The 21,446-nt window shown below is 72.5% G+C and carries 24 protein-coding genes; 18 read left to right on the forward strand and 6 right to left on the reverse strand.

Annotated features, from left to right (window positions below; translation table 11 throughout):
* The first annotated feature begins 148 nt into the window (after positions 1-148).
* Entirely contained in the window at positions 149-481 is a 333-nt protein-coding gene (locus AC07FV_RS05030; RefSeq protein ID WP_356607841.1) for a hypothetical protein, read from the forward strand.
* A gap of 81 nt (positions 482-562) precedes the next feature.
* Entirely contained in the window at positions 563-1,669 is a 1,107-nt protein-coding gene (locus tag AC07FV_RS05035; protein WP_479084693.1) for an amidohydrolase family protein, read from the forward strand.
* Positions 1,670-1,687: 18 nt separating this feature from the next.
* Here the strand turns inward: AC07FV_RS05035 and AC07FV_RS05040 are convergent, their stop codons facing one another.
* From AC07FV_RS05040 to AC07FV_RS05055, 4 genes are all read right to left on the reverse strand, one after another.
* On the reverse strand, positions 1,688-2,710 hold the full coding sequence (locus tag AC07FV_RS05040) for a COX15/CtaA family protein (RefSeq protein ID WP_479084694.1): 1,023 nt from the start codon (positions 2,708-2,710) through the stop codon (positions 1,688-1,690).
* Between the two features lie 55 nt (positions 2,711-2,765).
* Positions 2,766-3,539 carry an ABC transporter permease gene (locus tag AC07FV_RS05045; RefSeq protein WP_479084695.1) on the reverse strand — a complete coding sequence of 258 codons (774 nt, stop codon included), beginning with the start codon at positions 3,537-3,539 and terminating at the stop codon, positions 2,766-2,768.
* A complete protein-coding gene (locus AC07FV_RS05050; protein ID WP_383647658.1) occupies positions 3,536-4,459 on the reverse strand; it encodes an ABC transporter ATP-binding protein in 924 nt (307 codons plus the stop codon). Before AC07FV_RS05050 ends, AC07FV_RS05045 begins: the two co-directional genes overlap by 4 nt.
* 270 nt (positions 4,460-4,729) lie before the next feature.
* Positions 4,730-5,518 carry an AAC(3) family N-acetyltransferase gene (locus AC07FV_RS05055; RefSeq protein ID WP_479084697.1) on the reverse strand — a complete coding sequence of 263 codons (789 nt, stop codon included), beginning with the start codon at positions 5,516-5,518 and terminating at the stop codon, positions 4,730-4,732.
* A 160-nt stretch (positions 5,519-5,678) separates the two neighbouring features.
* On the opposite strand from AC07FV_RS05055, the gene AC07FV_RS05060 reads away from it, so the two are divergent.
* From AC07FV_RS05060 to AC07FV_RS05115, 12 genes are all read left to right on the forward strand, one after another.
* Positions 5,679-6,440 (forward strand): helix-turn-helix transcriptional regulator, encoded by a 762-nt coding sequence (locus tag AC07FV_RS05060; RefSeq protein WP_384693113.1) that lies wholly within the window; start codon positions 5,679-5,681, stop codon positions 6,438-6,440.
* Positions 6,437-7,858, forward strand: a complete 1,422-nt coding sequence (sufB, locus tag AC07FV_RS05065) for a Fe-S cluster assembly protein SufB (protein ID WP_003976894.1) — start codon at positions 6,437-6,439, stop codon at positions 7,856-7,858. The genes AC07FV_RS05060 and sufB overlap by 4 nt, the downstream gene beginning before the upstream one ends.
* Positions 7,859-7,916: 58 nt before the next feature.
* Positions 7,917-9,101, forward strand: a complete 1,185-nt coding sequence (sufD, locus tag AC07FV_RS05070) for a Fe-S cluster assembly protein SufD (RefSeq protein ID WP_479084699.1) — start codon at positions 7,917-7,919, stop codon at positions 9,099-9,101.
* A complete protein-coding gene (locus tag AC07FV_RS05075) occupies positions 9,098-9,415 on the forward strand; it encodes a non-heme iron oxygenase ferredoxin subunit (protein WP_356607825.1) in 318 nt (105 codons plus the stop codon). The genes sufD and AC07FV_RS05075 overlap by 4 nt, the downstream gene beginning before the upstream one ends.
* Positions 9,416-9,422: 7 nt before the next feature.
* Positions 9,423-10,187 carry a Fe-S cluster assembly ATPase SufC gene (sufC, locus tag AC07FV_RS05080; protein WP_383647647.1) on the forward strand — a complete coding sequence of 255 codons (765 nt, stop codon included), beginning with the start codon at positions 9,423-9,425 and terminating at the stop codon, positions 10,185-10,187.
* The gene (locus tag AC07FV_RS05085; protein ID WP_479084701.1) at positions 10,184-11,440 is read left to right on the forward strand and encodes a cysteine desulfurase; all 1,257 of its coding nucleotides are present in this window, start codon (positions 10,184-10,186) and stop codon (positions 11,438-11,440) included. The genes sufC and AC07FV_RS05085 overlap by 4 nt, the downstream gene beginning before the upstream one ends.
* Before the next feature lie 17 nt (positions 11,441-11,457).
* Entirely contained in the window at positions 11,458-11,928 is a 471-nt protein-coding gene (gene sufU / locus AC07FV_RS05090; RefSeq protein ID WP_384693124.1) for a Fe-S cluster assembly sulfur transfer protein SufU, read from the forward strand.
* Positions 11,925-12,257: a metal-sulfur cluster assembly factor gene (locus AC07FV_RS05095; protein ID WP_064727279.1), complete on the forward strand. Its 333-nt coding sequence runs from the start codon at positions 11,925-11,927 to the stop codon at positions 12,255-12,257. Before sufU ends, AC07FV_RS05095 begins: the two co-directional genes overlap by 4 nt.
* Positions 12,258-12,354: 97 nt before the next feature.
* Complete coding sequence (locus AC07FV_RS05100) at positions 12,355-12,675, forward strand: DMT family transporter (RefSeq protein WP_384693128.1); 321 nt, start codon at positions 12,355-12,357, stop codon at positions 12,673-12,675.
* Positions 12,675-13,220 carry a TetR/AcrR family transcriptional regulator gene (locus AC07FV_RS05105; protein WP_479084703.1) on the forward strand — a complete coding sequence of 182 codons (546 nt, stop codon included), beginning with the start codon at positions 12,675-12,677 and terminating at the stop codon, positions 13,218-13,220. Before AC07FV_RS05100 ends, AC07FV_RS05105 begins: the two co-directional genes overlap by 1 nt.
* A gap of 95 nt (positions 13,221-13,315) precedes the next feature.
* A complete protein-coding gene (gene dapD, locus AC07FV_RS05110; RefSeq protein WP_479084705.1) occupies positions 13,316-14,305 on the forward strand; it encodes a 2,3,4,5-tetrahydropyridine-2,6-dicarboxylate N-succinyltransferase in 990 nt (329 codons plus the stop codon).
* A 307-nt stretch (positions 14,306-14,612) separates the two neighbouring features.
* Entirely contained in the window at positions 14,613-14,843 is a 231-nt protein-coding gene (locus AC07FV_RS05115) for a hypothetical protein (protein WP_356607811.1), read from the forward strand.
* Here the strand turns inward: AC07FV_RS05115 and dapA are convergent.
* Positions 14,828-15,751, reverse strand: coding sequence for a 4-hydroxy-tetrahydrodipicolinate synthase (gene dapA / locus AC07FV_RS05120; protein ID WP_479084707.1), 924 nt, complete (start codon positions 15,749-15,751; stop codon positions 14,828-14,830). The two genes, AC07FV_RS05115 and dapA, sit on opposite strands and share 16 nt — an antisense overlap.
* Before the next feature lie 155 nt (positions 15,752-15,906).
* On the opposite strand from dapA, the gene AC07FV_RS05125 reads away from it, so the two are divergent.
* From AC07FV_RS05125 to AC07FV_RS05135, 3 genes are all read left to right on the forward strand, one after another.
* On the forward strand, positions 15,907-16,326 hold the full coding sequence (locus tag AC07FV_RS05125; RefSeq protein WP_356607807.1) for a phage holin family protein: 420 nt from the start codon (positions 15,907-15,909) through the stop codon (positions 16,324-16,326).
* Complete coding sequence (locus AC07FV_RS05130) at positions 16,323-16,850, forward strand: DUF3618 domain-containing protein (RefSeq protein ID WP_479084708.1); 528 nt, start codon at positions 16,323-16,325, stop codon at positions 16,848-16,850. The genes AC07FV_RS05125 and AC07FV_RS05130 overlap by 4 nt, the downstream gene beginning before the upstream one ends.
* Positions 16,851-17,022: 172 nt before the next feature.
* Entirely contained in the window at positions 17,023-17,727 is a 705-nt protein-coding gene (locus tag AC07FV_RS05135; protein ID WP_479084709.1) for an antibiotic biosynthesis monooxygenase, read from the forward strand.
* 22 nt (positions 17,728-17,749) lie between these two features.
* Here the strand turns inward: AC07FV_RS05135 and AC07FV_RS05140 are convergent, their stop codons facing one another.
* Positions 17,750-19,573, reverse strand: coding sequence for an endonuclease/exonuclease/phosphatase family protein (locus tag AC07FV_RS05140; RefSeq protein ID WP_479084711.1), 1,824 nt, complete (start codon positions 19,571-19,573; stop codon positions 17,750-17,752).
* Between the two features lie 306 nt (positions 19,574-19,879).
* Here AC07FV_RS05140 and AC07FV_RS05145 point away from each other — a divergent pair, with 306 nt between their 5' ends.
* Positions 19,880-21,307: a hypothetical protein gene (locus tag AC07FV_RS05145; protein ID WP_479084713.1), complete on the forward strand. Its 1,428-nt coding sequence runs from the start codon at positions 19,880-19,882 to the stop codon at positions 21,305-21,307.
* Positions 21,308-21,446: the final 139 nt, after the last annotated feature.

A 21,446-nucleotide genomic window follows, 5' to 3' on the forward strand; every position in this document is an offset into this window, starting at 1 on the left:
TTTCCTCCCCCTCCCCCCCCCCCCCCCTCCCCCCCCCCCCCCCCCGCCCCCCCCCCCCCCCCGCCCCCCCCCCCCCCCCCCCCTCCCCCCCCCCCCCCCCCCCCCCCGCCCGTCGCCGATCGATCTACCCGTCGGTAGCATCCTGGTCATGGCAGACACGCAGCAGGTTGACGCGAAGGCCGAGCGCGAGGCGGCCCGACTCGCCCGGCGGATCGACTCCTTCTCGAAGGCGCACGGCGGCGCCGAGGGCCAGGTGGCCTACCTCGGTGAGCGCGGCGCCCGGATCGTGCTGGTCGGCGCGGACGGCGCCTGGGGCGACGTCGTCGCGCGCTCCCACGAGACGGCCCGCAAGGCCGTGGAGAAGTCGGGCATCACCGTCCACGAGGACTTCGACGGCGAGTTCGCGGCCAAGGTGGAGACCGGCCCCTACGAGTGGTCGCGCATGGCCGGCATCCAGGTGGGCGGGCCGAGCAACACCTGAGACCGGGTTCACCCGTTAGGACCGTGAGAGCCGCGGGGCGTACGCGCCGCGCGGCGCACGGTCCCATCACGGGGAGCCCGGATGATCGAAACGCCGTCCCTGGTGGACCAGTACTGCCACGGCGTCCTGAGAACGGAGCTGGGCCTCGGCACCTTCGAGGCCCAGCTGGCCCGCACCGAGGGACCGCCCGCACCGGGCACCACCCTCTTCGACACCCAGACCGGCTTCGCGGTACGCCGCTGGTGCCCGCCCCTGCTCGGCCTGGAACCGCACTGCCCGCCCGCCCGCTACCTGGCCCGGCGCCGCGAGCTGGGCGTCCTGGAGGCGGACCGCCGCCTGCTGCGCGGCAGCGGCATCACGACCTACCTCGTCGACGCGGGGCTGCCCGGTGACCTCACGGGCCCCTCGGAGATGGCCTGTGCCGCGGACGCCGACACGCACGAGATCGTGCGCCTGGAGCTGCTGGCGGAGCAGGTCGCCGACACCTCCGGCACCGTCGACTCCTTCCTCGCCAACCTCGCCGAGGCGGTGCACGGCGCCGCCGCCGACGCGGTCGCCTTCACCTCGGTCGCCGGCGTACGGCACGGCCTCGCGCTCGCGCCCGAACCCCCGGGGCCGGGCGAGGTGCGCGGCGCCGCCGCCCGCTGGCTGACCGGACGCGAGGTCGGCGGCGAGCTGAGCGACCCCGTCCTCCTGCGCCACCTGCTGTGGATCGCCGTCGCCTCGGGACTGCCGCTCCAGCTGCACGCCGGCCTCGGCGAACCGGGCCTGCGCATCGACCGCACCGACCCGGTGCTGCTCACCGACTTCGTGCGGGCCACCGCGGGCCTCGGCACCGACCTGGTCCTGCTGCACGGCTACCCGTACCACCGCCAGGCCGCCCACCTGGCCGGCGTCTTCCCGCACGTCTACGCCGACTCCGGCGCCGCCCTGGTGCGCACCGGCGCCCGCGCGGCGACGGTCCTCGCGGAGATCCTGGAACTGGCGCCCTTCGGCAAGATCCTGTTCTCCAGCGGAGCCCAGGGCCTGCCCGAGCTGCATGTGGTCGCCGCCCGCCTGTTCCGCGACGCCCTGGGCCGGGTGCTGGGCACCTGGGCGGCCGAGGGGGCGTGGTCGCTCGGGGACGCGCAGCGGGTGGCGGGCATGATCGCCTCGGGGAACGCCGAGCGGGTGTACGGACTGGGGTGACCCGGTGGCGGGCCGGGGCTAGCGGAGGCCGGCCGGCGACGCGTGCGCCGCCTCGGCCTCCTGGGCCGGCAGTCCGGGCCCGTCCTCCGGCGTCCGCTCGCGCAGCGCCAGCAGCACCCGCAGCGTCGCGATCCACACCAGGCAGGAACCGAACATGTGCAGTCCGACCAGGACCTCGGGGAGGTCGGTGAAGTACTGCACGTACCCGATGACGCCCTGGGCGAGCAGCACCAGGAACAGGTCGCGGGTGCGGGCCAGGGGGCCCTTGGGCGCGTCGACCGCCTTCAGCACGAACCACAGGGCGAAGGTCAGCGTGACCACGATCCAGGCCAGCACGGCGTGCGCCTTGCTCACCGTCTCCCAGTCGATCGGCATCCGCTCGACCTCGCTGGAGTCGCCCGCGTGCGGGCCCGCGCCGGTGACCACCGTGCCCACCGCGATCAGCAGGGCCGAGACGACGATCATGACCCACACCAGCTGGCGGACGGAGCCGCCGACCAGCGGGCGCGGCGCCCCGTCGCCCTCCCGGGTGCGCTGCCACATCACGGTCGCGACCGCGATGAGAGCCGTCGACAGCAGGAAGTGCGCCGCGACGGTGTACGGGTTCAGGCCGACGAGGACCACGATGCCGCCGAGGATCGCGTTGCCCATCACGATCCAGAACTGCGCCCAGCCCAGCCGCGTCAGGCTGCGCCGGTACGGCTTCTGCGACCGCGCGGCGATGATCGCCCAGCCGACCGCGGCGCACAGCACGTAGGTCAGCAGGCGGTTGCCGAACTCGATGACGCCGTGGAAGCCCATCTCGCGGGTGGTGGCCAGCGAGTCGTCGGTGCACTTGGGCCAGGTCGGGCAGCCGAGGCCCGAGCCGGTCAGGCGCACCGCGCCGCCGGTGATCACGATGACCACCGACATGGCGAGCGCGACGAGGGCCGCCCGCTGAACCGTCCGGGGGTCCGGGGTCCAGCGCGCGGCGATGAAGGCGAGCGGGTTGCGCACGGCGGCTGCGGCGTCGGCACGGGTCACGTTTGGCACGCGGTCCATCGTAGGCGCCCGCTTGTGCACGCTTTCACGAGGGGGTCGTCCACCGGGCGCCCGCCTACTCCCAGCGGAAGAACCTCCCGGCCGCCGCGAGCCCCGCGACCGCCCACGCGGCGAGGATCCCGACGTCCCCCCACGGCATTCCGGCCCCGTGCTGGAGCACGTCCCGCAGTCCGTCCGACAGGGCGGAGATCGGCAGCAGCCCCAGCACGCTCCGCGCCGCGTCCGGGAACTCCTCCAGCGGCACGATCACGCCGCCGCCCACCAGCAGCAGCAGGAAGACCAGGTTGGCCGCGGCCAGCGTCGCCTCCGCCTTCAGCGTGCCGGCCATGAGCAGCCCGAGCCCCGAGAAGGCGGCCGTGCCGAGGACCAGGAGCAGCAGCACGGCGAAGGGGTTGCCGTGCGGCGACCAGCCCAGCGCGAAGGCGATCACGGTGAGCAGGACGATCTGGAGCACCTCGGTGACCAGGACGGACACCGTCTTGGCGGTCATCAGGCCCCAGCGCGGCAGCGGCGAGGCGGCCAGCCGCTTCAGCACCCCGTACCGGCGTTCGAAGCCGGTGGCGATGGCCTGCCCGGTGAACGCCGTCGACAGCACGGCGAGCGCCAGGACGCCGGGGGCGAGGAAGTCGACGGCCTCGCCGGCGCCGGTGTCGATGATGTCGACCGTGCTGAACAGGACGAGCAGCAGGGTCGGGATGACCACCGTCAGCAGCAGCTGCTCGCCGTTGCGCAGCAGCATCTTCGTCTCCAGCACGGCCTGCGCGGCGATCATGCGGCCGAGCGGCGCGGCACCGGGCCTCGGCGTGTAGGGGCCGGTGGTCGTCGTCATGAGCGCAGTTCCTTGCCGGTCAGTTCCAGGAAGACGTCCTCCAGGGTGTGCCGCTCCACCGAGATCCGGTCCGGCATCACCCCGTGCTGGGCGCACCAGGAGGTCACCGTCGCCAGCAGCTGGGGGTCGATCTTGCCGTTGACACGGTAGGAGCCCGGGGTCAGCTCGGCCGCCGTGGAGTCCGCGGGCAGCGCCTTGAGCAGCGAGGCGACGTCCAGTCCGGGGCGGCCGGAGAACCGCAGGGTGTTCTCGGCGCCGCCGCGGCACAGCTCCTCCGGGGAGCCCTGGGCGACGACCCGGCCGGCGTCGATGATGGCGACGTCGTCGGCGAGCTGCTCGGCCTCGTCCATGTGGTGGGTGGTGAGGATCACCGCGACGCCGTCGCCGCGCAGGTCCCGCACGAGGTCCCAGGTGGCGCGGCGGGCCTGCGGGTCCAGGCCGGCCGTCGGCTCGTCCAGGAAGACCAGCTCCGGGCGGCCGACCACGGCCATCGCGAGGGCGAGCCGCTGCTGCTGGCCGCCGGAGAGCCTGCGGTACGTGGTCCGGCCGCACGAGCCGAGCCCGAGCCGCTCGATCAGCGCGTCCACGTCCAGCGGGTGGGCGTGCAGCTTCGCGACGTGGCGGAGCATCTCGTCGGCGCGGGCGCCGGAGTAGACACCGCCGGACTGGAGCATCACGCCGATGCGGGGGCGCAGCTCGGCGCCCTGGCGCACCGGGTCCAGGCCGAGGACGCGCACGGTGCCGGAGTCCGGCCGCCGGTATCCCTCGCAGGTCTCCACCGTGGTGGTCTTGCCCGCCCCGTTGGGGCCGAGCACGGCGGTGACACCCGCCCGGGCCACCAGGTCGAGGCCGTCCACCGCGGTCTTCGTGCCGTACCGCTTCACCAGGGCCTGGACCTGGACCACGGGCTCGCTTCGCATGGGTCACGAGTCTAGGTACGCGGCCGGGGGCCCGGGCGCGGGGGTGCGGGATCTCCTCCGCAGGGGGCGGCGCACCGCCCGCCGGGGGCGCACGCGGGGGCACCTGTCGGCGCGGAACGGAGGGGGGCGGCCGGGGTGTCGTACCCGCGCGTCCTCGGACGCGGCCGGAGCGCGGGGCGGCGGCCGGCGCGCGCGGCCGGGTCGGGCACCGCACCGCGGCCCGCCGGGCCGCCCCGTGGACACCGCACCGCCGCCCGCCGGGCCGCGCCCCTACGCCCGCGGCCGGTGCGTCGGCAGCCAGCGCTCCGCATAGGCGACCGCGTCGGCCAGCGGGAACAGCCGGGCGACGGCGGCGCCGACCCGTCCGCGCCCCACCGGCCGGTCCCGTTCGAAGTCGTGCCCCAGTTCGTCGAACCGCTCCGAGGTGATCGACACCTCCGTCACCCGCTCCCAGCCCACCAGGCCCGGCCGCCCCACCTCCACCACCGGCGAGGCGATCCGGTACTCGGCGAGGTGGAAGGCGGTGCACGCCTCGTAGCCGGCGCCCATCAGCAGCACCCGGGCGCCCAGCCGCTCCAGGGTCGCCAGCGGGCTGCGCTCGCCGAGCCGGCAGTCGGTCGCGTGCCCGGCGACCACCTCGGCGGCGCGCGGGCCGAGGGCCGCGAAGGACGTCTGCGGGTGTGCGCTGCGAAGCGCGCCCGGCCAGGTGCGCACGGTCTCGGGGACCACCCCGACCCCGCGGGAGGGCGTGATCAGGGGATCGTAGGGCGGCATCGCCCGGCGGACGGTGTCCCACCACTCCTCGGGTACCGGCGGGCTCTTCCACAGGGCCGGGTCCGAGAGGTCGCCGGTCTGCGTGGGGACCACCAGCGTGCCGTCCGGTCCGAGCGCGTCGAGCAGTCCCTGGACGACCGCGACGGGCCCGCCGCAGACCCATCCGAGGGAGCTGAGGGAGGAGTGCACGAGGAGCGTGTCGTCGCTCCGCACACCCATCTCGCGCAGTCCGGCGGCGATCGTGCCCCGGGTGACGAGTGGGCCGGTGGGAGGGGGTGTCGGCATGTCGCGGAGTGTCCCGCAGACCCGTGCGGGGCGCCACCGGATTGATCGATCAAAGATCGTTTCCGCAGGTCAGATTAGGTATACCTAAGTGACGCAGGGCACCGTCCGATGATCGCGACGCGGCTTGCCCGCCCCGGAGGAATTACGCAACAATGGCGTTGTGAAAAACGTTGGCGAGGCTCCGCAGGAGGAACTCGCGACCGGTGAGCGGTCCACCCGCAACCGCGTCGCGCGCTCCATCCTGGACCACGGGCCGTCGACCGTCGCCGCGCTCGCCGGGCGTCTGGGCCTGACCCAGGCGGCCGTCCGGCGCCATCTCGACGCGCTGGTCGCCGACGACGTGGTCGAACCCCGCGAACAGCGGGTCTACGGCACGCGCACGCGCGGGCGACCCGCCAAGGTCTTCGCGCTCACCGACTGCGGCCGGGACGCCTTCGACCAGTCGTACGACAAGCTGGCCGCCGACGCCCTGCGCTGGATCGCCGAGCAGGAGGGCGGGGAGCAGGCGATCGCCGCCTTCGCCCGGGCCCGGATCGCCGGTCAGGCCGGTGCGTACCGCAAGGCGGTCGAGGCGGCCGCCCCCGACCGGCGCACGGAAGCGCTGGCCAAGGCCCTGAGTGCGGACGGGTACGCTGCTACCGCGCGGAGCGCGCCCCACCCCCAGCAGGGCGAGCAGCTGTGCCAGCACCACTGCCCGGTCGCGCACGTCGCCGAGCAGTTCCCGCAGCTGTGCGAGGCGGAGACGGAATTTTTCGCCGAGCTGCTCGGTACGCATGTACAGCGACTCGCGACCATCGCGCACGGCGACGGGGTCTGCACCACGTTCATTCCGAAGACTTCGCACGCGCCGCCCCCCGCGGCGCAAGCGCCCACGAACACCGCTAACGCATCTGCAAGCACGGCCGGGAGGAACCCCGCATGACTCTCCCCACGGAGACTGCTCACCCTGAGCTCGAGGGCCTGGGCAAGTACGAATACGGCTGGGCCGACTCCGACACGGCCGGCGCCTCTGCCAAGCGCGGCATCAACGAGGACGTCGTCCGCGACATCTCCGCCAAGAAGAACGAGCCGGAGTGGATGACCAAGCTCCGCCTCAAGGGCCTGCGCCTCTTCGAGAAGAAGCCCATGCCGAACTGGGGCTCGGACCTGTCGGGCATCGACTTCGACAACATCAAGTACTTCGTGCGCTCCACGGAGAAGCAGGCGGAGTCCTGGGAGGACCTGCCCGAGGACATCAAGAACACGTACGACAAGCTCGGCATCCCCGAGGCCGAGAAGCAGCGCCTCGTCGCCGGTGTCGCCGCCCAGTACGAGTCCGAGGTCGTCTACCACCAGATCCGCGAGGACCTGGAGGAGCAGGGCGTCATCTTCCTCGACACCGACACGGCGCTGAAGGAGCACCCGGAGCTCTTCAAGGAGTACTTCGGGACCGTCATCCCCGTCGGTGACAACAAGTTCGCCTCGCTGAACAGCGCGGTGTGGTCCGGCGGCTCCTTCATCTACGTGCCGAAGGGCGTGCACGTCGAGATCCCGCTCCAGGCCTACTTCCGTATCAACACGGAGAACATGGGCCAGTTCGAGCGGACCCTGATCATCGTCGACGAGGGTGCCTACGTGCACTACGTCGAGGGCTGCACGGCTCCGATCTACAAGTCGGACTCCCTGCACTCCGCCGTGGTCGAGATCATCGTCAAGAAGAACGCCCGCTGCCGCTACACGACCATCCAGAACTGGTCGAACAACGTCTACAACCTGGTCACCAAGCGCGCCGTGGCGTACGAGGGCGCGACCATGGAGTGGATCGACGGCAACATCGGCTCCAAGGTGACGATGAAGTACCCGGCCGTCTACCTGATGGGCGAGCACGCCAAGGGCGAGACCCTCTCCATCGCCTTCGCGGGCGAGGGCCAGCACCAGGACGCCGGCTCCAAGATGGTCCACATGGCGCCGAACACCTCGTCCAACATCGTCTCGAAGTCCGTGGCGCGCGGCGGCGGCCGCACCTCCTACCGCGGTCTCGTCGAGATCGGCGAGGGCGCCCACGGCTCCAAGTCGAACGTGCTGTGCGACGCGCTGCTCGTCGACACCATCTCGCGCTCCGACACGTACCCCTACGTGGACGTCCGCGAGGACGACGTGTCCATGGGCCACGAGGCGACCGTCTCCAAGGTCTCCGAGGACCAGCTCTTCTACCTGATGAGCCGCGGTCTGAGCGAGTTCGAGGCGATGGCGATGATCGTGCGCGGCTTCGTCGAGCCGATCGCCAAGGAGCTGCCCATGGAGTACGCCCTGGAGCTCAACCGGCTGATCGAGCTGCAGATGGAAGGCGCGGTCGGTTAAGACCCGCCCCGAAGCAGTCGCCAGATTTCTGACGTAGGAAGAGAGCAGACCGACAGCCATGGCTGAGGCTCAGAACATCCCCGTGGGGTCCACCACCGCGGGCACGATCGCGGTGGCCGCCGAGTCGACCGTCGCCACGCGCATGAGCGCGCCCGCGTCCTTCGACGTGGCGGACTTCCCGGTCCCGCACGGCCGCGAGGAGGAGTGGCGGTTCACCCCGCTGGAGCGGCTGCGCGGGCTGCACGACGGCACCGCGGTCGCCACCGGTGACGGCGTGAAGGTCGACGTCGAGGCGCCCGAGGCCGTCGTCGTCGAGACCGTCGGCCGCGACGACGCGCGCATCGGCCGGGCCGGCACCCCGGTGGACCGGGTCGCCGCCCAGGCCTACTCGGCGTTCGAGAAGGCCGGCGTGATCACCGTCCCCAAGGAGACGGTCCTCACCGAGCCGATCCGCATCAGGGTGCACGGTGAGGGCGGCACCGCCTACGCCCACCAGGTCGTCGAGCTGGGTGCCTTCGCCGAGGCCGTCGTCGTCATCGACCACACCGGTGACGCGGTCCTCGCGGCCAACGTCGACTACGTCCTCGGCGACGGCGCCAAGCTGACCGTCGTCTCCGTCCAGGACTGGGACGACAAGGCCGTGCACGTCGGCCAGCACAACGCGCTGATCGGCCGGGACGCGACCTTCAAGTCCTTCGTGGTCACCTTCGGCGGCGACCTGGTCCGGTTGCACCCCCGGGTCGCCTACGCCGGTCCCGGCGGCGAGGCCGAGCTGTTCGGCCTGTACTTCACCGACCGGGGCCAGCACCAGGAGCACCGCCTCCTGGTCGACCACAACGTCCCGCACTGCAAGTCCAACGTCGTCTACAAGGGCGCGCTCCAGGGCGACGACGCGCACGCCGTCTGGATCGGCGACGTGCTCATCGAGGCCGCGGCCGAGGGCACCGACACCTACGAGATGAACCGCAACCTCGTCCTCACGGACGGCGCGCGGGTCGACTCGGTGCCGAACCTGGAGATCGAGACCGGCGAGATCGTCGGCGCCGGCCACGCCTCCGCCACCGGCCGCTTCGACGACGAGCAGCTCTTCTACCTGATGGCGCGCGGCATCCCGGAGCTGGACGCCCGCCGCCTGGTGGTCCACGGCTTCTTCGCCGAGCTGGTCCAGCAGATCGGTGTCCCGGACATCGAGGAGCGCCTGCTCGCCAAGATCGCGGAGGAGCTGGAGGCGTCGGTCGCATGACCTTCGTACGCGTCTGCGGAGCGGACGAGCTGGAGGAGGACACCCCGAAGCGGGTGGAACTCGACGGCACGCCGATCTCCGTCGTGCGGACCGAGGGCGAGATCTTCGCGATCAACGACATCTGCTCGCACGCGAACGTCTCGCTCGCCGAGGGCGAGGTCGACGACTGCCACATCGAGTGCTGGCTGCACGGCTCGCGCTTCGACCTCCGGTCCGGCAAGCCCGACAGTCTTCCGGCGACGCGCCCCGTCCCCGTTTACCCCGTAAAGATCGAAGGGGACGACGTGCTCGTCTCCCTCACCCAGGAGTCCTGAGGCACCCATGGCAACGCTTGAAATCCGAGACCTGCACGTCACCGTCGAGGCCGACAACGCCACGAAGGAGATCCTCAAGGGCGTCGACCTCACCGTGAAGCAGGGCGAGACGCACGCCATCATGGGCCCGAACGGCTCCGGCAAGTCGACCCTCGCCTACTCGCTCGCGGGTCACCCCAAGTACACGATCACCGGCGGCACCGTCACCCTCGACGGCGAGGACGTCCTGGAGATGTCCGTCGACGAGCGCGCCCGCGCCGGCCTCTTCCTCGCCATGCAGTACCCGGTCGAGGTCCCCGGCGTCTCGGTCTCCAACTTCCTGCGCACCTCCGCCACCGCCGTCCGCGGCGAGGCCCCCAAGCTGCGCACCTGGGTGAAGGAGGTCAAGGAGGCCATGGAGCGCCTCAACATGGACCCCGCCTTCGCCGAGCGCAACGTCAACGAGGGCTTCTCCGGCGGTGAGAAGAAGCGGCACGAGATCCTCCAGCTGGAGCTGCTCAAGCCGAAGGTCGCGATCCTCGACGAGACCGACTCCGGCCTGGACGTCGACGCCCTGCGCGTCGTCTCCGAGGGCGTCAACCGCGTCCGTGAGACCGGTGAGGTCGGCACCCTGCTGATCACGCACTACACGCGCATCCTGCGCTACATCAAGCCCGACCACGTCCACGTCTTCGCCAACGGCCGCATCGCCGAGTCCGGGGGCGCCGAGCTGGCCGACAAGCTGGAGGCCGAGGGCTACGAGGCATACACGAAGGGCGGCGCATCCGAGTGACACAGCTGCCGGGCCTCCTCGACACCGAGGCGATCCGCAAGGACTTTCCCATCCTGGACCGCCAGATCCACGACGGGCGCAAGCTCGTGTACCTGGACAACGCGGCCACCAGCCAGAAGCCGCGGCAGGTGCTGGACGCGCTCAGTGAGTACTACGAGCGCTACAACGCCAACGTCCACCGTGGCGTGCACGTCCTCGCCGAGGAGGCCACGGCGCTGTACGAGGGCGCACGCGACAAGGTCGCGGAGTTCATCAACGCGCCCTCCCGCGACGAGGTGATCTTCACCAAGAACGCCTCGGAGTCCCTCAACCTCGTGGCGAACATGCTGGGCTGGGCCGACGAGCCCTACCGCGTGGACCACGAGACCGAGATCGTCATCACGGAGATGGAGCACCACTCCAACATCGTGCCGTGGCAGCTGCTCGCGCAGCGCACCGGCGCGAAGCTCCGCTGGTTCGGCCTGACCGACGACGGCCGCCTCGACCTCTCGAACATAGAGGAGGTCATCACCGAGAAGACGAAGATCGTCTCCTTCGTGCTGGTCTCCAACATCCTGGGCACCCAGAACCCGGTCGAGGCGATCGTGCGCCGCGCCCAGGAGGTCGGCGCGCTCGTCTGCGTCGACGCCTCCCAGGCCGCGCCGCACATGCCGCTGGACGTCCAGGCCCTCCAGGCCGACTTCGTGGCCTTCACCGGCCACAAGATGTGCGGCCCGACCGGCATCGGCGTGCTGTGGGGCCGCCAGGAGCTGCTGGAGGATCTCCCGCCGTTCCTGGGCGGCGGCGAGATGATCGAGACGGTCTCGATGAACTCCTCGACGTACGCCCCGGCGCCCCACAAGTTCGAGGCGGGCACGCCCCCGATCGCGCAGGCGGTCGGGCTGGGTGCGGCGATCGACTACCTCCGGTCGATCGGCATGGACAAGATCTTCGCCCACGAGCACGCGCTCACCGAGTACGCGGTGAAGCGGTTCGCGGACGTCCCCGACCTGCGCATCATCGGCCCCACCACGGCCGAGGAGCGCGGCGCGGCGATCAGCTTCACGCTCGGCGACATCCACCCGCACGACGTGGGCCAGGTCCTCGACGAGCAGGGCATCGCGGTCCGGGTCGGCCACCACTGCGCCCGCCCCGTCTGCCTGCGCTACGGAATTCCTGCGACCACGCGAGCGTCGTTCTATCTGTACTCCACGCCGGCCGAGATCGACGCACTGGTCGACGGCCTGGAGCACGTACGGAACTTCTTCGGCTGACGGGACGAGCGAAGAGCATGAAGCTGGACTCCATGTACCAGGAAGTGATCCTGGACCACTACAAGAACCCGCACGGGCGGGGCTTGCGGGAGGGCGACGCCGAGGTCCACCACGTCAACCCGACGTGCGGCGACGAGATCACGCTGCGCGTGAAGTACGACGGCACGACGATCAGCGACGTGTCGTACGAGGGCCAGGGCTGCTCCATCAGCCAGGCGAGCGCCTCCGTCCTGAACGAGCTGCTGGTCGGCAAGGACCTCGGTGAGGCGCGGCGGATCCAGGAGACCTTCCTGGAGCTGATGCAGTCCAAGGGCAGGATCGAGCCCGACGACGCGATGGAGGAGGTCCTGGAGGACGCGGTCGCGTTCGCCGGGGTCTCGAAGTACCCGGCCCGGGTCAAGTGCGCCCTGCTGAGCTGGATGGCCTGGAAGGACGCGACGGCCCAGGCACTGGACGGCGCCGACCCCGAGAAGGAGACGACGGCATGACTGAGACCGTGGAAATGAAGCCGGCCTCCGAGGAGGAGGTCCGCGAGGCCCTGCTGGACGTCGTGGACCCCGAGCTGGGCATCGACGTCGTCAACCTGGGCCTGATCTACGGCGTCCACATCGACGACGCCAACATCGCGACCATCGACATGACCCTGACGTCGGCGGCCTGTCCGCTCACCGACGTGATCGAGGACCAGGCCAAGTCCGCCACGGACGGCCTCGTCAGCGAGCTGCGCATCAACTGGGTCTGGATGCCGCCGTGGGGCCCGGACAAGATCACGGACGACGGCCGCGAGCAGCTGCGCGCGCTCGGCTTCAACGTCTGATCCAGCGTTCGAGGCGCACCTCGCGACGACGGCGGCACCTTTTCGGGTGCCGCCGTTCTCGCGTCTCCGCACGACGCCGTTATGTACGCTCGTACACATGGGATACCTGCTCCTGGCCGGAGCCATCGCCGCCGAGGTCGCCGGCACCACCGCCATGAAGTACAGCCAGGGCTTCACCCGGCTCGTCCCCTCACTGCTGACGGCCCTCGCCTACGTCCTCTCCTTCACGCTGCTCGCCCAGACCCTGAAGACCCTCGCCGTCGGCACCGCGTACGCCATCTGGGCGGGCGTCGGCACGGCGGCCATCGCCGCCATCGGCGTGGTGTTCCTGGGGGAGGGGATGACCGCGGCCAAGGCCGCCGGCATCGCGCTGATCATCGTCGGCGTGGTGGTGCTGAACCTGGGCGGCGCGCACTGATGACCCGGCGCCACGACCCGGAGCGGCGCCGGCGGATCATCGACGCGGCGATCCGGGTGGTGGGGCGCAAGGGCATCGCCGGCCTGAGCCACCGCTCCGTGGCCGCCGAGGCGGACGTCCCGCTGGGCTCCACGACCTACCACTTCGCCACGCTCGACGAACTCCTCGTCGCCGCGCTCCGCCAGGCGGGCGAGGGCTTCGCCAAGGTGGTCGCCGCGCACCCCGCCCTGTCCGACCCGGACGCCGACCTGCCCGGGGAGCTGGCCCGGGTCCTCGGGGCGTGGCTGGCGGGCGACCGCACCGGCGTGGAGCTGGAGTACGAGCTGTACCTGGCGGCCCTGCGCCGTCCCGCCCTGCGCCCGGTCGCGGCCGAGTGGGCGGAGGGTGTCGGCGCCCTCCTCGCCGACCGCACGGACCCCGTCACGGCGCGGGCCCTAGTCGCCGTGCTGGACGGCATCTGCCTCCAGGTCCTGCTGACGGACATGCCCTACGACGAGGCGTACGCGAGGGAGGTCCTGGCGAGGGTGATCCCTCCCGGTCGGTGACCGCGACCGGCGGCGAACGCCCCGTACCGCCCGGCACGCGAGACGCCCGCGGGCCCGGCTCGCTTCCGCGGGCGGCGGCCGGTTAGGTTGCCCTCATGACCGACACGACTGCTCCCCGCACCACCGGCGCCGTGGCCGCCGGCCTCGCCACGATCGCCGCCGACGGCACCGTTCTCGACACCTGGTTCCCGGCCCCCGAACTGTCCGCCCAGCCCGGACCGTCCGGCACCGAGCGCCTCAGCGCCGAACAGGCCGCAGAGCTGCTCGGCGGCGGCGCCACCGCCGCGGTCGGTCCGGACGCCCGCCGGGGCGTCGAGGTGGTCGCGGTCCGCACGGTCATCTCCTCGCTGGACGAGAAGCCGGTCGACACGCACGACGTCTATCTGCGTCTGCACCTGCTCTCCCACCGCCTGGTCCAGCCGCACGGCCAGAACCTGGACGGCGTCTTCGCCCACCTCGCCAACGTGGCCTGGACCTCGCTCGGCCCGGTCGCCGTCGACGACGTCGAGAAGGTCCGCCTCAACGCCCGCGCCGAGGGCCTGCACCTCCAGGTGACCTCGATCGACAAGTTCCCCCGCATGACGGACTACGTGGCCCCCAAGGGCGTCCGCATCGCCGACGCCGACCGCGTCCGCCTCGGCGCGCACCTCTCCGAGGGCACCACGGTCATGCACGAGGGCTTCGTCAACTTCAACGCCGGCACGCTCGGCACCTCGATGGTCGAGGGCCGCATCTCCGCGGGCGTCGTCGTGGGCGACGGTTCCGACATCGGCGGCGGCGCCTCCACCATGGGCACCCTCTCCGGCGGCGGCAACGTGCGCATCACCATCGGCGAGCGCTGCCTGGTCGGCGCCGAGGCGGGCGTCGGCATCGCGCTGGGCGACGAGTGCGTGGTCGAGGCCGGCCTCTACGTCACCGCGGGCACCCGCGTGACCATGCCCGACGGCCAGGTCGTCAAGGCCCGCGAACTGTCCGGCGCCTCCAACATCCTCTTCCGCCGCAACTCGGTCACCGGCACGGTCGAGGCCCGCCCGAACAACGCGGTGTGGGGCGGCCTGAACGAGATTCTGCACAGCCACAACTGACCGGCCGCGGCCGGTCCGTGACGGTCGAGTCGCCCCCGTGGCGGTGTCCTCCCGGGCCCGCCGCGGGGGCGCTCGGCGTTTCGGGGCCCGGTGGCGGTCGAGCGGTGCGGTGACGTGGGCCCGGTCGGCCCAGGCCGGCGGGGCGCGGACCGTGCCGGGTGGTGTCCCGGCAGCGGAACGGGAGCGTGTGCTTCGAGCGCCCCCCGCACGTACGGATGATCTCGCGTGTCCTCGGGGTGGTGTCGGCGGATGAACGGGTGGACGCAGGGTCCGATCAGAAGCCGATCCGACGAAACGAGGGCCTGGTATGACGAACGAGCGGTCGAGGACCGTGGCGCGCCTGCTGGCCGGGGCGGGCGCCGCGGTGCTGGTGTGCTGGGGCGCGGCGGGGGCCGCGCACGCCGACGAGACCACGACGGGTTCGCACAACGGACCCCGGGTGGGCCTCCTCAACGTGCACGTGGGCCAGATCGACGACCCGGCGGAGGACGTGCTGGAGCACACGCTGCTGCTCGGGGACGGTTACACCTGGAGCTGACCGGTGGCGCCGGCCAGCTCCTCGTAGGTGGCGAGGAGCCGGTCGGTGGTCGGCCGGTCCGCGGGGCGCAGCGGGGCGCGGACCGGCCCCGCGGGCAGGCCGAGCGCGCCGAGGAGGGCCTTGGCGGTGACCGTGCCGGGCAGGCCCGCCGCCATGACGGACTCGACGAGGGGGATCGCCCGCCGCTGGAGCAGGGCGGCCCGCCCGGTGTCCCCCGCGTCGAAGGCGTCGAGGACGGCCCGGAACAGTTCGGGTACGACGTTCGCGACCGTGCTGACGTACCCCCTCGCCCCGATCGCGTACAGGGCGAGGACCTGCTCGTCGCACCCCGCGTAGTACGCCAGGTCGGTGCGGGACAGTACGCTCTGGGTGCCTAGGAGGTCGTAGGAGCAGTCCTTGACGGCGACGATCCGGGGGTGCCCGGCCAGGCGCACCAGGGTGTCGGGCTCGATGCGGGTGCCGGTGCGCCCCGGGATGTCGTAGAGCGCGAGCGGCAGCCCGCAGGAGTCCGCGACCTCCCGGAAGTGCTCCTCCAGGGCGTCCTGCGGGGGCCTGCTGTAGTACGGCGCCACCACCAGCAGGCCGTCCGCGCCCGCCTTCTCGGCGGCCCTGGCCAGCTCCACCGTGTGCCGGGTGTCCGCCGTGCCCACCCCGGCGACGAGCGCCGCCCGGTCCCCGACGGCCTCCCGCACCGCCGTGATCAGCGCCGTCTTCTCGGCGTCCGTGGTGGTCGGCGACTCGCCGGTGGTGCCGGACAGCACCAGCCCGTCGCAGCCCCGCGCCACCAGCCGGTCGGCGAGCCGCCGGGCGCCGTCGAGGTCGAGGGCGCCGTCCTCGGTGAAGGGGGTGACCATGGCGCACAGGGTGCGGCCGAAGGGGGGTGGGGCGGGGCGCTCGGCTGTCGTCATGGCAGTAGTCTCGGCGGGAGAACCGTGTAGCTCCACTTAAATTTGCTACGAGATACCTTTAAGCGACGCTGCGTGGTGGGGTGGTCGAGAGGGAGGGGGTAGCGCCGGGCGGCGGGGGGTACCCGGGTGGCTCCGAACCGAGAGGAGGCGGAACCGTGACCGGGACCATGCACACCAGGCCAGTGCACGACGAACACCACTCCGTGGGCGAACTCGTCGGTCAGGCCACCGAACAGCTCTCCCGGCTCGTGCGCCAGGAAGTGGCCCTCGCCAAGATGGAGCTGGCCGAGAAGGGCAAACGCGTCGGGCGTGGCGGCGGGATGCTGGGTGCCGCGGGCGCCATCGCGTACGTCGGTCTGATCGCCCTCGCCGGCACGGGTGTCGCCGCGCTCTCGCTGGTGCTGCCCGTCTGGGCCGCGGCGCTCATCGTGACGGCGGTGCTCTTCGTGATCGCTGGCGTGCTGGCCATGACCGGCCGCTCCCAGCTGCGCCGCGCCGCACCGCCCAAGCCCGAGGAGACCCTCGGCAGCGTCAGGACCGACGTGGATGTGATCAGGGAAAGGGCGCATCGATGACCGACGCGACGAGCGGGGACGGCACCAGGGCCGGTTCCACCGCGCAGCCGACCGGCGGGGCCAAGGGGCCCGACGAGCTGCGAAGGCAGATCGAGCAGACCCGCAGCGAACTCGGCGACACCGTGGAGGAGCTGGCGGGCAGGGCGGACGTGAAGGGCCGGGCCAAGGCCCGGGCCGCCGACCTCCGGGACAAGGCCGGTGCCATGACCGTGTCGCTGCGCGGTTCCGCCGCGCAGGCCGGGCATACCGTGCAGCACAAGGCGGGCCGAGCCGGCCACCGGGCGCAGCACAAGGCCAGCCGGGCCGGGCACGCGGCGCAGGAGAAGGCCGGGCAGGCCGGGCAGGTCGTCCAGGGCAAGGCCGGCCAGGCAGGGCACGCCGCGCAGGAGCGGGTGCCGGAACGGGCGCGCGGTGCCGTCCGGGCCGGGGTCGGACATCCCCGTGCGGTGCTGGCCGCCGGCGCGGCGGCCGGCGCGGTGGTCGTGGCGGGCGTACTGCTGCGCCGGCGACACGGGCACTGCTGAGGGGCGTCACGGGGCACCGCTGCCGACGTCACGACGAGGGGCCTCCCGGCCGGAGGCCCCTCGCGCACGTCCGCACCGGGAGGCGCTTGACCTCAACCTCGGTCGAGGCCGGAGGGTGGTGCACGCACCCGGTGCGCACGCATCCGGGGACCACCGACCACCGGAGACCGGCATGACCCGCCGTACCGAGGCCCACCCCGAACTCCTCCGCCCCGACGTCCGGGCGCCCTTCTTCAGCACCTGGCGCGTGCGCACCCCCGAACGGCAGCGGCAGACCGTGGCGGCCATCGCCCGCACCTGGGAGAACCGCCCCTGGCCCGCCGAGGAACTGCGGAGCTACCACGTCTACACCGGTCACGACGGCAGCACCCTTCTGCACCACTCGCAGTGGACGAGCGAGGGGGCCTACGAGTCCTTCGCGAAGACCCACCGGCAGGAACGCGTCGACGAGATCGACACCGCCGTCCCGGGCATCGAGCGGCTGGGGCTCGGCCGGTACCGGCGCTACCGCAGCCTCACCCGGGACGGGGGCGCGGCGGCCGTCCCGGGCTGCGTCGTCATCGTCGACGTCGAGTTCGAGGGCCCCGACCCCCAGCGGCAGCGCGCCTGGGTCGACGCGGTCCTCGACGCCCTGGCGAGTGAGCCGGAGCCGCACCCCGGAGGCATCTCCGCCCACTTCCACCTCAGCACCGACGGCACCCGCGTCCTCAACTACGCGGAGTGGGAGAGCGCCGGGGCCCACCTCGACGCCCTCGCCGCTCCCGGCGACGGCGTCGGCTCGGCGACCGCGCGGTGGGAGCGGGTCCAGAACTGGCCGGGCCTCAGGAGCAGCACGGTCAACCGCTACGACCACGCCCTGGGCCTCGTACCCCGCTGAACCCGCCCCCACCGCGGGCCGGTCACGGACGGAAGCGCAGCACCTGCGGGTCGTGGTCGCTGACCTGGTCGTGGAACTCGGCGTTGATGTGCACGCTGTCGTACGACAGCCGCCCGGCCCACCGCACGGACGGGCTGACCAGGATCTGGTCCAGGACCTGGCTGTTGCCCTGGTACACGTACGAGTAACGCTCGCCCGGCGGCAGCGACCTGACCGCCGACCACAGGGCGCCGCCGTCCTCCAGGATGCGGGTGGTCCGCGAGAACTCGAAGTCGTTGATGTCGCCGAGGGCGATGACGTCCGCGTTCTTCTGGACGGCGAGGACCTCCTTGACGAAGGTGTTCACGGCCGCCGCCTGGAGGTGGCGCTGGGTCTCCGAACCGCGGGACGGCGGCTGGTACCGGGCGGTCAGCCCCTGGTCGCCGCCCTTGGAGTTGAAGTGGTTGGCGACGACCACGACCGTCCGGCCGCGGAAGACGAACTCGCCGGCCAGCGGCTTGCGGCTGTTCGCCCAGGCCGGGTTCGCCGGGTCGACGCGGCCGGGGGAGTGGGTGAGCGCCGCCTTGCCGCGCACCTTCGTCACCCCGGTCGGGGTGGTCGCGTCGCCGGCCCCCCGGTCGGTGAAGGAGACCCGCTCCGGGTTGAACAGGAACGCCTGGCGGATGTTGCCGCCGGGCTCACCGCCGTCCGCCTTGTCGACCGGGTCGATCCCGCGCCAGTCGTAGCGCGGGCCGCCGGCCGCGGCGATGGCGTCGATCAGCTTGCCGACCGTCGCGCCGGCGGTCACCGTGCCGTCGTCCGTGGCGCCGTTGTCGTCCTGGATCTCCTCCAGGGACACGATGTCCGGCGACTTCAGGTGCCGCACGATCGCCTCGGCGTGCGCGGCGAAGGTGTCGTCGGACGGGTCCAGGTTCTCGACGTTGTACGTCGCCACCGCCAGTTCGCGGCTGCTCTGCGCCCGGGTCGACTCGCGCTCCGGGCCCCCGCCCTCCAGGGCGCCGAGCCGGCTCGCGACCAGCGTGTAGCCGCCGTACTGGTTGTAGTCCAGCGGGCCCGCGGTGGTGCCGGCCAGGGTGTCGCCCACGTTGGCGTCGGGGAAGTCGGCCGGCTTGCCCAGCGACTGGATCTGGATCCGGCCGGTGTTCTGCGCCTCGTAGGAGCCGTACACCGTGCCGCCGCGGCGGTTGGCGTTCTCCCAGGGCTTCACCGTGACCCACAGCTCGGTGTACGGGTCGGTGGCGCCCACCACACGGGCGTCCGAGACCTGGACGTTCATGCCCTCCAGGGACTCGTACAGGTCCAGGGCGTACTTCGCCGGCCGCAGGGTCAGCCCGTCCACCGAGCCGCCCGCGTCCGCGTCGCCCTCGGGGGCGTACGCGCGCGGTACCGACCGGGCGGACAGGGTCGTCGCGGCCGGGACCGGGTTGCCGCTGGAGACGACGGTGAACGTCGGGCGGGTGATCTCGGTCAGCGACTGGTTGCCGGAGGAGGTGCCGCCGGGGACGTACTCCGTGACCGTGCCGGAGACGGTGACCGCGTCACCGACGGCGACCTTCGGGACGGAGTTGGTGAAGACGAAGACGCCCTCGCTGGTGGCCGGGTCGGCGTCCGGGTCCGGGTCCTGGATCCAGAAGCCCCGGGAGCCGTAGCCGCGTACGCCGGTGACGATTCCGGCCACGTCCGTGACCTGCAGGCCCGCGTACGGAGACTGGCGGGTGCTGCCCTGGATGTCGTGCACGCGGACGGAGTCGGCGTGCGCGGGCGAGGTGAGTACGACGGTGGACGTCACCGAGCAGACGGCGGCGACGGTGAGCGCGGCGAGGCGCGCCGAGGACTTGCTGGCCAACGGGATCCCTCCGGGGACGTGACAGAGCGCCGGGACGAGGGTGGGACGTGGGCGCGAGGGGCCACAGGGCACAGATGGACTGAGTGAACACTTGTCCCCCCGCTTTCTACGCGCGTCAATCTCCTGCCTGGCCAAGCCGGTTGTCAAGGTTTCGGCCATGTACTGCACCCGTCGGGGAGATGAACCGGGCGGCATGGGGCGAAACCCGTCTAGGCTGAGCGGCTGAGCCGTACGGCGCCCGGATGGCCGTACGGCCGTCGAGGCGCGGCCGCACGGCCGTCCAGGCGCGCGAGGAGAAAACAGGCGATGTCAGACAGCTCCACCCTGCCGCCCGCACGGTTGCGTCCCGAAGCAGAGCTGGCGGGCGACGCGCTGTCCACGCCGGTGCTCGCCCGGGCCGCGAAGCTGGCCCGCTGGGCCGGCCCGGACACCCGTGTCGACGCCGGGGGCGGGCTCGTCGAGGAGCAACTGCCGGCGGCGGCCGAGGAGCTGGGGCTGACCGGGGACGACGCCGCGGCCCACGCGAGCGAGGCCTGGCGGACCGCCGTGGACACCGGGCTCGTCGAGATCACCGACGAGGAGGCGGGCACCGTCACCCGGGGCGAGGACCTCGCCCTGCTCACCTCGGGCTCCCCGCAGGACGTGCTCGGGGTGTGGCTCACCGCCCTGGAGGGGGTGCTCGCCGACGCGAGCGTGCCCGACCTCGACGACCTGGTCGACGCGATGTCCGAGGGCGGCGAGGTCGACCTGTCGTCCCTCGACTGGGACCCGGAGGCCGAGGCCGAGTTCCTCGACGGGGTGCTCGGCAACCTCTACCTGCTCACCGTCGGCGAGGACGGACCGGGCGACACGCCGGTGCCGCTGCCCGCGCTGGCCGCCTCCGTCATCGTGCCCAGCGACATGGGTGAGCCCACCAACGACGTCCTGGAGCAGGTGTCCGACGCCATGATGCGGCTGGACGACCGGTTCCGGCTGCTGGAGCCCGTCGGCCTCGTCGCGTACCGGCCGGTCGACGAGGCGCTGATGGCCGACGCGGACGAGGAGCCCGCGGCGCCCGTCGACGACACCGACGTCGCCCGCTACGGCATGGTGCGGCTCACCCCGCTCGGGCTGTACGGACTGCGCACCCGGCTGCTGGAGGCCGGCTTCGACGCGCCCGCCGTCGGCGACCTCTCCGACAAGGGCGCCGACGCGCTGCTCGACGGCACGGCCTCCTTCCCGCCGACCGCGGCGCACGCCGAGACCGAACTGTGGCTGGCCGGCCGCGGCCCGCTCACCGCGGCCCGTGAACTCCTCGCGGCGGCCCGCGGCTCCGACCCCGGCGCGCCCCTGCGCCGACTGCGCTGCCAGCAGGCGCTCGCGCTGGTCGGCACCGAGGCGGAGCCCGCGCTGCGGGAGGTCCTCGACGACGCCGAACTGGGCGGTCTGGCCCGGGTCTGGCTGACCGAGCACGGCGCCCGGGACGTCCCGGCCCCGCCGCCGGAGATGGTCTTCTGGCTGACCATCGACACCGTGGCCGCCCAGCTCGCGGCCGAGGGCAACTCCGAGGAGCTGCGCGCCCTGGTGGAGGGTCTGGCGCGGCAGCACAGCGGCTTCTTCGACACCGTCTGGCGGGTGGACCACCCGGCCACGCCGGACGTCCTGGAGGCGATGGGGCGGCTGCACCCCGACAAGAAGATCGCCAAGGAGGCCCGCAAGGCCGCCTTCAAGGCACGCTCCCAGCACGGCGGCTGACCGCGCGGGACCCTGAGGAGAGGCGCCCCCGCAGGGCGGGCGCCTCGGCACCCTGCGGGCCCTCCCGCCCCGGCGGCTCCTCTCCGGGCGGCTGCACCGGTGCACCGCGGTGGGGCGCCTATGGCCCGCCCCCCCCCAC

It is taken from the genome of Streptomyces sp. NPDC045956 (genome assembly GCF_056430705.1).